Here is a 15479-nt window from a genome sequence, read left to right as displayed (position 1 = left end):
CCACTTTGTCATTAATTCAACTTTTTTATTTACGTTAATTAAGATTTAATATCAATTATTAGTACTTGGTACTAATTTTATCAAATAAGCAGGTAAAGTTTCAATATTTTTCTTCATAATTATTATTTTCGTCCAACCTTTTCTGTCATTCACCCATATATTATAAGGAATAACCTATACAATAAAAGATTAAAAGGAGGATTGCTTATATGAGTGAAGAACCGTTTTTTAATCAATTTATGTTTGGTAATAGAGAAGCTCGTCAAAGTGAAGATTGGATTCTCGGAAGACAACATAAGCAGGAAGAGGAAAAATCAGCTTCTATTTTAAACACAATCGCACAATTAGACCTGGGTGAATTAATGGCCAATATGTCTCAACTAATGGATTCTGCAGAGGAATTAAAACCACTTTTAAAACATGCTGCTCCAATCGTTGAAATCTTAATGAATAAAAAAAGCTAACGGCTATCTCACGCCGCTAGCTTTTCTCTTATTCATTTTCTTTTTGTGCGTCTGCTTTCCCTAATTCATATGCTTCATTCATCACTTGAGTAAACATCGTCATAAACGGTTGAATCATTTCCATTGATAAATCTACACCTGACTTTTCTAGTTCTACTTTTGCCTCAGGTAGGTATTTCATCGCGATTTGCATAAACTCCATTGTTTTATCATTTGTCATTCTGTTATCCTCCTATGACGGTTCGTTCGGTAAATTACCTGTTTCTTTATATTTTTTTACTGCTGCATTTAATTGTTGAATAAAGGGCTGAGGTAATTCTGGACTATACGCCCCTAGTGAAATGGCATCATCTTGAAAATCGAAAGCAAGATTCCCAGATTGCAGTTCCCCATTATGAAATTGTTCTGCTACTATTTCATACAAATGGTCAACATGTTGAATCGTACTTGTTAATACTGCTGATTTCCCTAAATGAGATTGATCAGAAACATAACCAATGGCATATAACCCATGCTCTTTTACTTTTTCAATGACAGGGACATTATATCCATCACCTGCTGGATAAACGACATCTGCTTTTTCTATTACCAACTTGTCCATTAACCCCGCAGCCTTATGGGCATCATCCCAATTTTCAACATAATGTATTTTAACATCTGCTTTATCATTTTGAAAGTTCACACCATCGATAAACCCCTTTATTTCTGGTTGCCATTCAAATGCCGCAATAATACCAACGATATTCGTAGCTGTCATCTCACCAGCCACCATACCTCCGAAAAAGCCCATTGCATATCCTTCAAAATTTAAACTTGTCGTATTTTTATTTTGTGCGTCTCCGTTAAAGCTTACAAACTGAATGTCTGGATATTGTGCTGATACTTGATTAAAGTACTCTGCATATTCATTTCCATGTCCAAAAATTAAATTGACCCCTTTTTTTGAAAATTCCTTTATTGCTCTTTCGACAACGAGTTGTGAGTTCATCCCTTCTTTATAATACACATCAATCTCATAAGTAGACTGTATCTTAAGTAGACCCTTATACCCTTTCGTGCCCCACACTTGATCATTAATCGTATCCGGCACTAATAAGCCTACCTTTTGCAGCTGCCCCCCAGAAAATACCTGTCCACATGACGTTAATAAGAAAAGACACAGGACTAAACTCCCCCACATAATTAAAGCTTTCTTCATTTCTATATCTTTCGCCCCTTTATGTTAGTTGATTTTTTCTTTCGAAAAGACCAACTAACATCATTCTAACCTTTTATCTTAGTGATTGAAAAGGTTTTTCCGATGAAAGTACTTTTATATTATAGGAGAATATCTACATGTCTTTTCTGTTGACGAAGCCCTTTTTCCACCGATAGATGGTTTTTAATATAAATGGTTTCATGTTCTTCTAGGCAACTGACATCATCGTCCACCGTATGACTTTCAAGATTAATTTGTAAGTAATCTGCACATTGTTGCCAATGGTTTTCAATCCCAGAGTTAATTATTTTTTCACCACTCTTTTTGCTTGCTGAAAAATCATGCAGTAAACAGGTGATGGCTTCGTCAATATAAACAGCATCGTTCCGCCATTCCTTTTCACTTATACTTTTCTTCAAACTAGGATGCATCAGTTTTTGTTGAAAAAGCATTTCTTCTGGTTGAAACGGGCCATAAACGGTTGGCAAGTAATAGATATGAGCATGAGAAAATGTCTTTTGTACCCATTTTTTTGATTCACTTGAATACAGCCATTGGATGGGTAAAATAATCACACATTTTCTCTTTTCAAAAGAGATGATATCTAACAATGGAACTAAAAACTGCTCCAGATTTATATCTTTAATATATAAACTGTAACCATCAATAAAAACAGTGGCTTCTTCTTCGAGCAAAGTTTGTAAACTATTCATATCCACTTCGGTTAAGTTCGCGTTTCTCCCAATGGATAATTGTTTTTCTGGCCCATCATCAGCCTTTAATGAATTGAACAGTAAAACCTCTTCCCCTTCTTCTAACAACCCTTTACAAGCGCCAAACCCTACGAAACTATAACCATCAATCACAACTGCTTGCTTCATACCCCAGCCTCCAGTCGTTTGTTTTATTGTATACTATGCGAAATAATCGATAGATATCATCGAAATCACTCACGCAAATATGACTAATCAAATTAGCGAGTTTAATTTCTCAAAAAAATGGCCTGAGGGACATTTTCCTCAGACTTATAATATCGCCTCATTTTCGTTAAGAAATCGTATGATATGGTTACTTAAACTATGCCTTTTCTCTGGTAATAAATAATTGATTGAGACTTGTTGATTGTTTTCAGACCATTTCACTGATAATTCTTTTAAATGATGAGATTGTTTATATGCACGACTACTTGAGAGGATATGAATAATCTTTACTGGGAGGTCTACTTGAAGAAATTGTTCTTCATTTATTGCGATGGATTCATCGATCTCTTTAATATTACTCACAAGTGCAGCTTCTACTTCTTTCTTTAATTTTTTATAGAAAAATTTATGTTCTTTTTCTTGTTCCAAATGTGTTTTTAATGAAAAGATGGGATTGATAAAAGTCATTGAACGTATATTCTCATTCATTTCATTCATTAATGCACTTGCGACAAGTGCGCCCATACCTTCAGCGATAATATGGATTCTTTCATTAATAATTTCATGTCTTATCGTATGGGCATACAATCTTTTTGCCATCTCAATGGCTTTACGACTTCCCCAATTTCGTCCATATAGATTTGAATAAAAGATAGTATAACCATCTCTTCTTAATGCTGATATGAGAGATGATTTTCCTTCATTTTGTGTCCAAAAGCTTTGTTTCTCATCAACAAAATGGCGTTCATCCCCAATGATAAGAATACCGAAACCACTTGGCTTTTCTGGGTAATGAATCATATTCCATTCTGTATGCAATTGAAAGTTTCGGCTATCCATTTTATTAACCCCTTTACTATTGTTCATACTAATGTATGATTGTACAGGTGATTTGAATAGGATATTTGCCTAGCTTTTAATGAATTAGTTCAAACGCTTGATTCCATCTGTTATTCACATTTTAGACATAATCCTTTGAAAAAAATCAGTGAATCACGTTTATAATCCAACCATTGTATGATACTATTAAATAGACTGACATACGTATGAGGTGAGTAAAAATGCAATACATTTGGACGTTCATTTGGACATTCTTACTTATGAATATGGTTACTTATGTAGTAAGCAACATGAATGGTGTAAGTTATGATTTACAAACGGCAACCGTCCTTTCGGTTGTAGTAAGTATTTTACTTTACATTCTTGCTGCTGTGATTCCTGCAGCACCAGAAGAAAAAGAAGGATTACATTAAGAATGGCAACAAAAGTCATCCAATATGGATGACTTTTGTTTTTTTTACTTTCGCTAATATATCCAGTTTATGCTAGTTTGAACTAGTTCATGAATGTTTTATGATTAGTTGTGTTTGATCACTAGAGATAGTGACATGTGATTTCTCTTGGATATTCCCCGCGATCATTTCTTTTGCTAATGCTGTTTCTATTTCTTTTTGCATATAACGCTTCAATGGCCTTGCACCGTATATGGGATCAAAAGCTGTTTCTGCAATATAAGCCTTTGCCTTATCATCTATCGTTAAGCTAATTTGTTGGTGGGTTAACCTTTGTTGAAGCTCATGGATGAGCTTTTCAACAATTCCTTTCATCTCTTCTTTACCTAATGGATGAAATAAAATAACCTCGTCTACTCTATTTAAAAACTCTGGCCGGAAATGCGAACGTAACATATCTAATACTTTATTCCGAGTTTCTTCTATTATATAATTATCCTCTTTCGCTTCAGCGAGTTCAAGCAATAGATGAGACCCTATATTTGATGTCATAATGATGACTGTATTTTTAAAATCAACGGTTCGACCTTGAGAATCGGTAATCCTTCCATCATCTAACATTTGTAATAGGATGTTGAACACTTCAGGATGTGCTTTCTCAATTTCATCTAGTAATATGACCGCATAGGGATTCCTACGTACTGCTTCTGTTAATTGTCCACCTTCTTCATAGCCAACATAACCTGGAGGGGCACCAACTAGCCTTGATACCGCATGTTTTTCCATATACTCCGACATATCTATTCTAATGATATGTTCTTCGCTATCAAATAAAGATTCCGCTAAAGCCTTTGCTAGCTCTGTTTTCCCAACCCCTGTAGGACCTAAGAAAATAAAAGAACCAATAGGCCGCTTCGGGTCTTTTATGCCTGCTCTTGCTCTTAATACGGCATCGGAGACAAGTGTGACTGCATCATTTTGGCCGATGACTCTTTTTTGTAGAATCGATTCTAATCGCAATAACTTTTCCCGTTCACCTTCAACTAATTTTGAGACAGGTATACCAGTCCACCTCGATACAATATCTGAAATTTCCTCTTCGGTTACCTCTTCACGCAATAAACGGTTATCATTCTCTTTATTATTTGCCTCTTCTTCTAATTGTTGTAACTCCTTTTCACATGCGGGGATTTTCCCATGCCTTAACTCTGCTGCCTTATTAAGGTCATACTTATTCTCAGCTTCCTCTAACTCTCTTTTCAATAATTCTAACTGCTCTCGTTTTGATTGAATCGATTGTATCGCAGCTTTTTCTGTTAGCCATCTCGCCCTCATTTCTTTCGCTTGTTCCTTATAGTTAGTCAGTTCTTCTCTTAGTTTCTCTAACCTACTTTGACTGATTTCATCAGACTCTTTTAGCAAAGCGGCTTCTTCAATTTCAAGCAGCATTACTTTTCTCGTTACTTCATCCAGTTCCGTTGGCATAGAATCAATTTCTGTCCGGATCATTGCACATGCCTCATCAATTAAGTCAATTGCTTTATCTGGTAAAAAACGATCGGTAATATAACGATCAGCTAAAGTAGCTGCGGCAACAATAGCCCTGTCATGGATATTGACCCCATGATGAATTTCAAATCGCTCTTTTAAACCTCTTAAAATAGAGATGGAGTCTTCTACATCGGGTTCTTTTACTAATACTTGTTGAAACCTTCTCTCTAATGCAGGATCCTTCTCAATATACTTTCTATGCTCATCCAATGTTGTTGCACCAATACAATGTAACTCACCTCGAGCAAGCATCGGCTTTAACATATTACCAGCGTCCATCGCACCTTCTGTTTTACCAGCCCCAACGATTGTATGTATTTCATCTATAAACAGAAGAATACGACCATCACTCTTTTTAATCTCTGCTAACACTGCTTTCAAGCGTTCCTCAAATTCACCACGAAATTTAGCGCCAGCAATTAACGCACTCATATCTAAAGAGAAGATTGTTTTATCTTTCAGTCCCTCTGGTACATCCTTTCTAACAATTCTTTGTGCTAATCCTTCAACAATTGCTGTTTTACCAACACCTGGCTCACCGATGAGGACAGGGTTATTTTTCGTTTTTCTTGAAAGAATGCGTATGACATTACGTATTTCTTGATCTCGGCCAATGACAGGGTCTAATTTACCTGCTTTCACTTCTTCCACTAAATCTCTACCATATTTATTTAGTACTTCATATATGCCTTCTGGGTTTTGTGATGTCACCTTTTGATTCCCCCTGATTTCTTCAATCGATTGTTTGATTTCTTTCTTTTTTGCTGAAAAGAGATGAGTGATATTCGTCTCTGAAAGAATCACTGCCCATAGTATATGTTCAATGGATATATAATCGTCCTGCCATTGCCGTCTTAATTCATCAGCTTTAGACAAGGATTTTCTTAAATCATTAGTAAGATAAAAAGAATCTAAATTCGCACCATTTCCACTAACACTAGGTTTTCTTTCTAATAAATATTGCAATGATTGATTCACAATTTCAATTGTAAAACCACTTCGTTTTAAAATATTTGTAAATAGATGATCCTCTTGCAAGAAGGAAAGGAAAAGATGCACCGTATCCACCTCTTGATGTCCTTTATCTGTCGCCATCCTTTTGGCATTCATTAAACCTTCTTGTAAAGAGGTTGTCATTTGATTAATATCCAATCACACGTCACGCTCCTGACCTTTTTTGACCTTTATATTCATTATAAAATTATTTCCTGTCATATGTAAAGCCATCCACATATTGGGATGGCATCTGTTTTACTTACTATTACGGTTTTCTTTGATACGTCCATAACCGATTATGATTTGAGTTCTCAGGAAATCGGTCACCAGCTCGAAGATGTACCATTTGCGGATTATTGACATTACTACCTGTCTCACCGATTTCTATATATTTACCATTATTGGGCGCTTTCTGCCCGGCTCGAAATTGTCGATTTTGTCCCAAATGAATCCCCCCTTCAAACTTACATTTTTATTATTTCCGAGAGAAGGTGGAATCATAAAGGAAATTGTAGGGATTGAATGACTTCTGTTGTTTCGCTGTGATGAGATTCGCTATGATTTATCTTTGTGAATTTTGTCTTAGTGACGTGCAAAATCTTTTACTCGGCACTCATTTCAGTTTTTTCCTCACTGAGTAACCGCGCAATCCTGTTATATTTATGAATTCTCATCTAACGAAAAAAGCATGAATTATTCGAATAACAGAATAATCCATGCTTCCACTCGTTACTAACTTATAGTAATTCAGTTAATAATGCTTTTTGTGCGTGAAGGCGATTGCCGGCTTGTTGGAAAACTGCAGAGTGATCTCCATCAATCACAGTCGCTGAGACTTCTTCCCCACGATGCGCTGGCAAACAGTGAAGGAAGACATAATCTTCTTTTGCATTGGCTACAAGTGACTCGTTCACTTGATAATCATGAAAGACTTGTAAGCGCATGTCATTTTCTTCTTCTTGACCCATACTCGTCCAGACATCTGTATAGATGACATCAGCGCCATCAACCGCTTTTTTCACGTCGTTTTCAACGACAATCTTACTACCCGTCACCTCAGCAAATCCTTGTGCTAAAGCGACCACTTGTTCATTTGGTTCGTAGCCTTTAGGACATGCAATCGTCATATGCATGCCCACTTTTGCTGCCGCAATCATTAATGAGTGAGCTACATTATTGCCATCTCCTACATAAACGCAATGGATACCTGCTAATTTTCCTTTTACTTCTTTAATCGTCAACAAGTCAGCTAATGCCTGACAAGGATGATAAAGGTCCGTTAACCCATTAATCACTGGAATCGTAGCATGTGTAGCAAGTTCTTCTATAATATCATGAGAAAATGTACGAATCATAATGCCATCAACGTAATTAGATAGTACTTTCGCGGTATCTGCAATCGTTTCTCCTCTACCCATCTGCATGTCATTGCGATTTAAATATAGGGCATGACCGCCAAGTTGTAACATTCCCGCTTCAAAGGAAACCCTTGTACGCGTAGATGACTTTTCAAATATCATCCCCAATATTTTGCCCTTCAATGGCTCTTCGGCTTGATGATCCGTATGCTTCATTTCATAAGCCTTTTCGACAAGACCAATGATTTCTTCAGAAGAATAGTCAGCTAATGTTAGCATATTATTTCCTTTTATATTTAACTTTTTACCACATACAGTCGATGTTGTAATCATGATATCGTCACTTCCTTTACATTCTCATTTTGCCAATCCTCAATTGCTACTGCGTGCCAATCTTTTTCAGTTAAAGCAAGTAAATAGGCCTCAAGTGACTCTAATTCACTGAAAGTGTGTAGTCGATTTTTAACCGCCCATTCCCGCATACGTTGATTTTCTTCTCCAGTGAAAGGATTATAAAGGGCAACAGTCGTTTCATCTAATTCAGCCCCTTGAGCATCTAGCAGTTTGGTATTTGACTCTAATGCCAATGCTCTGATTCCGTCTGTTAATTCACCACTATATAAAACGGTTCTTTCTTTATCTCCATGTAATTGGAACACTTTCTTTAAAGCTTGCGGTAAAGTTGCCGCTAACGCGATTCCTTCTCCCGTTGACTTCATTTCTGGCCCTACTTTAGCATCCAAACCTTTTAGTGCATAGTTAGAGAAAACCGGGTATTTGACAGTAACAAATGTTTGGTTCGTATCACTTGGAAGTTGGTCCTTTTCGAAGAATTTCTTTCCTAATAATACTCTCGTTGCCTTTTGGACCAATGGAATCCCAGTCACTTTACTTACAATTGGCACTGTTCGACTTGCCCTCGGGTTTACTTCAAGTAAATAAACTTTGTTTTCATCAATAATATATTGAATGTTCATTAGTCCTTTATATCCAAGCTTTTTAACCATCAATTGTCCATACTTAATCATAAGGTTTTGTACTTCTTTTGGTAAGCTTTGTGGCGGTAAGACTGACATACTATCACCCGAATGAACCCCGGTTCTTTCAATATGCTCCATAACCGCCGGGATCAGAACATGTTCTCCGTCTGCGGCTAAGTCAAGCTCCGCCTCTTTCGCCTGTAAAAATTGATCTACAAGTACAGGGAACGGGATATCCTTCGCTTTATAAACGTTGAATTCCTCATCATTATGAATGGTTTCCATCCCCATCCCACCAATAACGTAAGATGGCCTAATCAAAACAGGATAGCCGATTTTTCTAACATATTGTTCAAGTTCAACTTCATTTTCTGCGACATATCCTTGAATATGTGGGATTTCAAGCTCATCTAATAATTGATAAAATAATTCTCTATCTTCAAGAGTATCAATGGTTTTCGAATCAGTACCGAGTAATTTTACCCCGTAATTCTCTAGCTGATTAGCCAAGTTAAGCGCTGTTTGTCCGCCTACTTGAACAATGACTTCAGTCACTTGCTCCGCTTCAATGACATTCATCACGTCTTCAATGATTAACGGTTCAAAATAAAGACGATCGGCTGTCGTAAAATCCGTACTTACTGTTTCGGGATTATTATTTATCATAATCGTTTCAATACCTTCATCTTTTAGGGCAAAGACACTTTGTACAGAGCAATAATCAAATTCAATCCCCTGACCAATTCGTATCGGACCGCTACCAATGATTAACACTTTTCTTTTATCGCTCGGTATTTGTTCATTTTCTCCAAAATAGCTAGAGTAAAAATAATTGGAAGACGCAGCGAATTCAGCGGCACATGTATCAACCATTTTATATGATGGGATAATCCCCATTTCTTTTCTTTTATGACGGACAGCTTTTTCATCGACCTGCCACACTGAAGCAAGGTAGGCGTCGCCAAAGCCCTTTTCTTTAATTAATTGCATCCTTTCCCGTTCAATATTCTCGAGTGAAGTTTGTGCAATCTCTTTTTCTAATGAGATTAAACGTTGGAAAGCTGACAGATAAAAATAATCAATTTTAGTGATGTTTTTTATCTCCTCAACGCTTACACCACGTCTCATTAATTCCAATATAATAAAGAATCTTTCATCTGTTTGACCTGCTAGCTTCTTCAATAACGTCTCTTTTGTATTATTTTTAATGCGAGGATATTGAAGATCAAGTCCTTTTCCTTCAAGGGAATGAACCGCTTTGATTAACGCTCTCTCCAAGTTTCTATCAATCCCCATTACTTCTCCTGTTGCTTTCATTTGCGTACCTAATTTGCGATCAGCACCAGAGAACTTATCAAACGCCCATTTCGGAAATTTGACAATGCAATAGTCAAGTGCCGGCTCAAAACTTGCAAATGTATCACCAGTAACTGGGTTAATAATTTCGGAAAGATGATAACCTACAGCCAACTTTGCTGCCATTCTTGCAATCGGATATCCAGTTGCTTTAGAAGCAAGAGCAGAAGATCGGCTAACACGAGGATTCACCTCAATCAGATAGTAATTTTTACTTTCTGGGTCTAGGGCAAATTGAATATTGCATCCCCCAATGATGCCTAACTCAGAAATAATTTTAACAGAAGCACTGCGAAGCATTTGGTACTCTACATCGCTTAATGTCTGACTCGGGGCAACAACAATACTATCTCCTGTATGTACACCTACTGGATCAATATTTTCCATATTACAAATGGTAATACAAGTATTGTTGCTGTCGCGCATCACTTCATATTCTACCTCTTTAAATCCAGCGATACTTCTTTCTACAAGTACTTGCGTGATCGTACTTTCTTTTAGGCCGCTTTTAACGAAATGCTTTAATTCATTCATATCTGTAGCAATACCGCCACCTGTTCCACCAAGTGTATAAGCAGGACGGATAATGATAGGGAAACCAATCTTTTCAGCAAAAGCAACCGCTTCTTCAACATGATGAACAATTTCACTCTCTGGAACTGGTTCATTTAAGTCATTCATTAATTGGCGAAATGCTTCCCGATCTTCACCTTTTTTTATTGCTTCGATACTGCTACCTAATAATTTCACCTTATATTTATCTAATACGCCTGCTTCGCTTAGTTGAAAGGTTAAATTTAGACCTGTTTGACCGCCTAAAGTTCCTAATAAGCCGTCTGGTTTTTCTTTTTGAATAACTTTTTCAATACTATTTACTGTTAACGGTTCAAAGTAAATCTTATCTGCAAAAGCGTGATCTGACATAATTGTTGCAGGGTTATTATTTACTAAAATTACTTTATAGCCTTCTTCTTTAAGCGCCGCGCATGCTTGCGTGCCTGCGTAGTCAAATTCTGCTGCTTGCCCAATCACGATCGGTCCCGATCCGATGACCAGGATAGATTGGATACTGTTGTCTTTAGGCATATGCGATAACGCTCCCTTTCTTCTCTTCAATCGTTTGAATAAATTCTAAAAATAAATAATGCGTATCTGTTGGTCCAGGATTAGCTTCAGGATGAAATTGTACCGTTTCAATCGGATAAATTTCATGAGTGAGACCCTCAACAGATTGATCATGTAAATTAATGAACCTTGTTTTAAACCCAGTTGTTTCTAAACTTACTGTATCCACAACATAACTATGGTTTTGCGAAGACATCATTACACGCCCTGTTTTTAGATCACTAATAGGGTGATTCGCCCCTCTATGACCAAAAGATAACTTTGTTGTGTTACCGCCAAGAGCAAGTGCTGCTAACTGATGTCCTAAACAAATCCCCAAAGTAGGATAGCTGGTAATGACTTTTTTAATTTCAGGTAAAACTTTTTGAAGCGTTTTTGGATTTCCAGGACCATTGGACAGCAGGATACCATCAGGATTTAACGCAGCAACTTCATGGAAAGTTGTAGAAAAGGGCACAGTGGTCACTTTACAATTTTGTTTTAATAAACTATTGAGAATTGATTTTTTATAGCCAAAATCATAAAGGACAACATGCTTATCACCCTCGCCATATGTTTGCATCTGAGGATTAGAGACCATTTCAACCTTATGATCCCCCTGTATACACCATGTTGTTTCTTTTACAGAATGAGTGGACATAGTTGCTGGCATGGAACCAACTGAACGAATTTTTTTCACAATAGCCCTTGTATCCATATGCCCTAGCACAGGAATATTCCATTTATGCAAGTACTCCTTCAGTGTATAGGCAGATTGGTAATGTGAAGGTTCATCAGTCCCCTCATAAACGATCACTCCAGCTACGTGTGGCTCTTTACTTTCAAAGTCTGCTTCATTCACACCGTAATTCCCAATTAAAGGATAAGTGAAAACGATAATCTGATCTTTATAGGATGGGTCTGTTAGCACTTCTTGATAACCCGTCATTCCTGTAAAGAAAACAATTTCTCCTGCAACCTCATTCTGTGGTGGCGTATTAAGCCATTCCCCTTTATAACAATGACCGCTTTTTAAATGTAAATACCCTTCCATCTTAAACACCTCGTGAACGTCTGTATATTCATTGAACTAAATTAATTTTTATGCATTTTTAGGTTTAAAAATGCAGCCATATTTCAGGCTGTCTGAACTGGAACTATATTCTTTTTCAGTATCGCTACTGCTTGGTTTATTTCTTCTATTGTTACTGTTAACGGCGGTAATAATCGCAAAACATTTTCACCTGCAGATAACGTAAGTAAACCATCATTTCTTAATAATTGTAATAAAGGCGCTGTATTTGTATTCATCTCTATACCAATCATTAGTCCTAATGAACGAATGGCGGTTACCTCTTCTATATTGTATAGCGATTCCTTCAACTGTTCAAGTAAATATTCCGCTTTTTCATTCACTTCTGACAAAAAGTCTTCATTGAAGGCAATTTCCATTGTAGCGTTTGCTGAAGCAATACTTAATGGATTTCCTCCAAATGTGGAACCATGACTGCCTGGACCGAAGTATTCCTTTAAATTTTCTTTGCCTATGATCGCACCGATTGGTAGCCCACTTCCAAGCCCTTTTGCACAAGTGATAATGTCTGGTTGGAGGTCATAATGTTGGAATGCAAATGGTTTACCTGTTCTACCAATGCCTGTTTGAATTTCATCAATAATTAACAACGCTTTGTATTCTTGACATAATTGCTGTAAGTCTTTTAAAAAGGCCGAATCTGCAAGATGAATACCACCCTCACCTTGAACCACTTCCACCATCACAGCTGCTGTGTCATTATCTATTAATGATTTCACCGATTCGATATCATTGAAAGCAGCATACGAAAATGTTGGCAGCATACTTCCAAATCCTTGTTTCACTTTATCCTGACCTGTTGCCCCCATCGTAGCAATTGTTCTACCGTGAAAGGATTTGTTAAAAGTGATGATTTTGTCTTTACCTGTAGCTTTTTTGGCTAATTTAATTGCCCCTTCATTTGCCTCTGCTCCACTATTTGCAAAGAATGTATAAGCTAAACTAGATGCATGTGCTAACTTTTCAGCAGCCACTGCTTGTTTTTCTTGTGTAAATAGATTCGATACATGCCAAAACTTGTTTAATTGTTCTGTGATTGCGGCCTGGACTGCATCAGGGCGATGGCCTAAATTAGTGACACCAATACCTGAAGTGAAATCTAAATATTCTTTGCCATTTTTATCTATTAGTTTTGTACCTTTTGCATCTGCTGGTTCCACTTCCCAGCGAGCATATGTGGGGAATAAATGATTCATTGTACCACCTCTACTTGTTTTTTAGTCAACATAGTCCCTGTCCATGCTTCTCCGTTATAAAAATTTTTCTTCCCGGAAGCAATCATTACACTAGCAAGGCCTTGATCTAACACCGCCACAGCAGAATTCACCTTTGGTATCATCCCACCAGAGATTTCACCACTATCAATATGCTCTTTTATTTCTTCTGTATCTAAATGCTCTACGAGTTGTTTATTAATTAATACACCTTCAACATCGGTGACGAATATACACATTTCCGCTTCAATGGCTTTTGCTACAGATGCAGCAGCAAAATCTGCATTAATGTTTAGCTTCTTGCCATCTTCCGTTGTAGCTATAGGTGTTACAACAGGTATATAGCCTTTATTAAGAATGACCTCTAATAACTCCGCTTTCACTCTAGTAATTTCTCCTACTAACCCAAGTTCTGCTTCATTAATAAAATCAGCTTGTAAAAAACCGTGGTCACTCCCATTTAAACCAACTGCTTCAAAACCATGACTATCAAGCAATGTCGCTAACTTCCTATTCGCTACACCTGATAACACCATTTCAACAATCTTCATTGTTTCTGGCGTGGTTTTTCTTAAACCATTAATAAAATGGGATTTCACCTTGTGTATTTGCAGCATTTTGTTTATTTCAGGACCCCCACCGTGAACGAAAATAAGTTGATAACCATTCTTCTTTAAAAAATGTAAACTTTCAAAGAACGCAGGTGATAACTGATCCATCACGCTTCCCCCACATTTAATAACAATACGCTTCATTGTCTATTCCTCCTTAGGAACGATAGCTTGCATTTATTTTCACGTAATCATATGACAAATCGCATCCCCATGCTTTTGCTATACCTTCACCAATATGTAGATTAACGTGAATTTCAACCATTTCACCAAGTAAATATGCTTTCGCTTCTTCTTCAGAAAAGGAAACAGGAGTACTTTCTTTTAACATTTGAATGGGACCAATGGAAATATCTACATTGTTCGGATCAACCTGGACTTGACTTTGCCCAAGCGCACCAATAATTCTCCCCCAATTAGCGTCTGCTCCGTGAATAGCTGTCTTCACTAAATTAGATCCAACAATCTGTTTAGCAGCCTTCTGGGCCTCTTCGTTTGTCATTGCCCCATTAACTTCAACCTCAACAAGCTTTGTAGCACCTTCGCCATCTCTAGCAATTGATTTAGCCAATTCTTCACATGTTTGTTTTAACAATGCGATAAAAATGGGCCAATCTGTATGAGCTGGACTCAGTAATTCCGTTTCGCTCATCCCGTTTGCCATAACAAGTACCATATCATTTGTAGATGTATCCCCATCGACTGTAATCTGGTTAAAAGTCTCGTTTGTGATTTCTTTAAGTGCCATTTGTAGATCACTTGGGCTTACCTGTGCATCCGTTGTCACAAAACCAAGCATTGTTGCCATATTAGGGTGGATCATACCTGACCCTTTGGCTGCTCCTGCCATATGAACCGTTCCACCCGCTATATCAGCTGAATAGCAAGTCTGCTTATCAATTAAATCAGTTGTTAAAATCGCTGTTGCAAAACGATTTGCATGTTCTTTTGTTGCTTGTGGCTTTGTGGATTTTATCCCTTTTTCGATTTTTTCCATATCTAAAAATTCGCCAATGACTCCAGTAGATGCAACACCGACTAAGTGCTCAGTCAAGTTAAATTGCTCAGCAGTCAGCTTCCTCATCTTATAAGCGTCTTCTAGTCCTTGCTTCCCTGTACAAGCATTTGCACAAGCACTATTTACGACAATCGCTTGAAGCTTCCCGATGGTAGCAATACTTTCTTGTGTTACTAATAAAGGAGCAGCTTTAAAGGAACTTGTTGTATAAACACCTGCACTGCTCGCTGGTTGTTCACTAACAATCATTCCAAGATCCTTTTTCCCTTTACTAAGCCCTGCATAAATACCATCAGCCATAAAACCCTTTGGTGTTGTAATAGACCCATCTTGTATATATGTAATAAGGCTGTTTTTAGTCACTTCCATTGTTTGTTGTTCCTC

General features: G+C 37.2%; 14 protein-coding genes. 2 read left to right on the top strand and 12 right to left on the bottom strand.

Going from position 1 to position 15479, the window contains the following annotated elements; translation table 11 throughout:
* Positions 1–209: 209 nt before the first annotated feature.
* Positions 210–464, top strand: coding sequence for a hypothetical protein (locus MHH73_RS08000; RefSeq protein ID WP_341066033.1), 255 nt, complete (start codon positions 210–212; stop codon positions 462–464).
* Between the two features lie 28 nt (positions 465–492).
* Here the strand turns inward: MHH73_RS08000 and MHH73_RS07995 are convergent, their stop codons facing one another.
* From MHH73_RS07995 to MHH73_RS07980, 4 genes are all read right to left on the bottom strand, one after another.
* Positions 493–684 (bottom strand): ComZ family protein, encoded by a 192-nt coding sequence (locus MHH73_RS07995; protein WP_341066030.1) that lies wholly within the window; start codon positions 682–684, stop codon positions 493–495.
* Between the two features lie 12 nt (positions 685–696).
* Positions 697–1662, bottom strand: a complete 966-nt coding sequence (locus tag MHH73_RS07990; RefSeq protein WP_341066029.1) for a BMP family ABC transporter substrate-binding protein — start codon at positions 1660–1662, stop codon at positions 697–699.
* Positions 1663–1781: 119 nt separating this feature from the next.
* Entirely contained in the window at positions 1782–2543 is a 762-nt protein-coding gene (locus tag MHH73_RS07985) for a hypothetical protein (RefSeq protein ID WP_191814883.1), read from the bottom strand.
* A 144-nt stretch (positions 2544–2687) separates the two neighbouring features.
* Positions 2688–3422: a hydrolase gene (locus tag MHH73_RS07980; RefSeq protein WP_191814881.1), complete on the bottom strand. Its 735-nt coding sequence runs from the start codon at positions 3420–3422 to the stop codon at positions 2688–2690.
* A 221-nt stretch (positions 3423–3643) separates the two neighbouring features.
* Between MHH73_RS07980 and MHH73_RS07975 the strand changes: the two genes are divergently transcribed.
* Positions 3644–3835, top strand: coding sequence for a YjzD family protein (locus MHH73_RS07975; RefSeq protein ID WP_191814879.1), 192 nt, complete (start codon positions 3644–3646; stop codon positions 3833–3835).
* An 87-nt stretch (positions 3836–3922) separates the two neighbouring features.
* On the opposite strand, the gene clpB is transcribed toward MHH73_RS07975, so the two are convergent.
* From clpB to argJ, 8 genes are all read right to left on the bottom strand, one after another.
* Complete coding sequence (clpB, locus tag MHH73_RS07970; protein WP_225230636.1) at positions 3923–6517, bottom strand: ATP-dependent chaperone ClpB; 2595 nt, start codon at positions 6515–6517, stop codon at positions 3923–3925.
* A gap of 109 nt (positions 6518–6626) precedes the next feature.
* Positions 6627–6806, bottom strand: coding sequence for a YjzC family protein (locus MHH73_RS07965; RefSeq protein WP_191814877.1), 180 nt, complete (start codon positions 6804–6806; stop codon positions 6627–6629).
* 292 nt (positions 6807–7098) lie between these two features.
* Positions 7099–8052 carry an ornithine carbamoyltransferase gene (gene argF / locus MHH73_RS07960; protein WP_191814875.1) on the bottom strand — a complete coding sequence of 318 codons (954 nt, stop codon included), beginning with the start codon at positions 8050–8052 and terminating at the stop codon, positions 7099–7101.
* On the bottom strand, positions 8049–11141 hold the full coding sequence (locus tag MHH73_RS07955; RefSeq protein ID WP_341066023.1) for a carbamoyl phosphate synthase large subunit: 3093 nt from the start codon (positions 11139–11141) through the stop codon (positions 8049–8051). Before MHH73_RS07955 ends, argF begins: the two co-directional genes overlap by 4 nt.
* Positions 11134–12213, bottom strand: coding sequence for a carbamoyl phosphate synthase small subunit (locus MHH73_RS07950; RefSeq protein ID WP_341066021.1), 1080 nt, complete (start codon positions 12211–12213; stop codon positions 11134–11136). Before MHH73_RS07950 ends, MHH73_RS07955 begins: the two co-directional genes overlap by 8 nt.
* Before the next feature lie 83 nt (positions 12214–12296).
* Entirely contained in the window at positions 12297–13448 is a 1152-nt protein-coding gene (locus tag MHH73_RS07945; protein ID WP_191814868.1) for an acetylornithine transaminase, read from the bottom strand.
* A complete protein-coding gene (argB, locus tag MHH73_RS07940) occupies positions 13445–14221 on the bottom strand; it encodes an acetylglutamate kinase (RefSeq protein ID WP_191814866.1) in 777 nt (258 codons plus the stop codon). The genes MHH73_RS07945 and argB overlap by 4 nt, the downstream gene beginning before the upstream one ends.
* 13 nt (positions 14222–14234) lie before the next feature.
* Positions 14235–15464 carry a bifunctional ornithine acetyltransferase/N-acetylglutamate synthase gene (gene argJ / locus MHH73_RS07935; protein ID WP_341066019.1) on the bottom strand — a complete coding sequence of 410 codons (1230 nt, stop codon included), beginning with the start codon at positions 15462–15464 and terminating at the stop codon, positions 14235–14237.
* Between the last annotated feature and the right edge of the window lie 15 nt (positions 15465–15479).

Origin of the sequence: Cytobacillus sp. FSL K6-0265 (genome assembly GCF_038003465.1) — a bacterium.
GTDB lineage: Bacteria > Bacillota > Bacilli > Bacillales > Cytobacillaceae > Cytobacillus > Cytobacillus stercorigallinarum.
The sequence above is the reverse complement of the archived record's forward strand: the minus strand, read 5'-3'. Positions and strand labels throughout refer to the sequence as shown.

What these genes read in the sequence shown, in the direction of transcription:
- MHH73_RS08000 (WP_341066033.1), top strand. Translation starts at nt 210, where the DNA reads ATGAGTGAAGAACCGTTTTTTAATCAATTTATGTTTGGTAATAGAGAA.
- MHH73_RS07995 (WP_341066030.1), bottom strand. Translation starts at nt 684, where the DNA reads ATGACAAATGATAAAACAATGGAGTTTATGCAAATCGCGATGAAATAC.
- MHH73_RS07990 (WP_341066029.1), bottom strand. Translation starts at nt 1,662, where the DNA reads ATGAAGAAAGCTTTAATTATGTGGGGGAGTTTAGTCCTGTGTCTTTTC.
- MHH73_RS07985 (WP_191814883.1), bottom strand. Translation starts at nt 2,543, where the DNA reads ATGAAGCAAGCAGTTGTGATTGATGGTTATAGTTTCGTAGGGTTTGGC.
- MHH73_RS07980 (WP_191814881.1), bottom strand. Translation starts at nt 3,422, where the DNA reads ATGGATAGCCGAAACTTTCAATTGCATACAGAATGGAATATGATTCAT.
- MHH73_RS07975 (WP_191814879.1), top strand. Translation starts at nt 3,644, where the DNA reads ATGCAATACATTTGGACGTTCATTTGGACATTCTTACTTATGAATATG.
- argF (WP_191814875.1), bottom strand. Translation starts at nt 8,052, where the DNA reads ATGATTACAACATCGACTGTATGTGGTAAAAAGTTAAATATAAAAGGA.
- MHH73_RS07955 (WP_341066023.1), bottom strand. Translation starts at nt 11,141, where the DNA reads ATGCCTAAAGACAACAGTATCCAATCTATCCTGGTCATCGGATCGGGA.
- MHH73_RS07950 (WP_341066021.1), bottom strand. Translation starts at nt 12,213, where the DNA reads ATGGAAGGGTATTTACATTTAAAAAGCGGTCATTGTTATAAAGGGGAA.
- MHH73_RS07945 (WP_191814868.1), bottom strand. Translation starts at nt 13,448, where the DNA reads ATGAATCATTTATTCCCCACATATGCTCGCTGGGAAGTGGAACCAGCA.
- argB (WP_191814866.1), bottom strand. Translation starts at nt 14,221, where the DNA reads ATGAAGCGTATTGTTATTAAATGTGGGGGAAGCGTGATGGATCAGTTA.
- argJ (WP_341066019.1), bottom strand. Translation starts at nt 15,464, where the DNA reads ATGGAAGTGACTAAAAACAGCCTTATTACATATATACAAGATGGGTCT.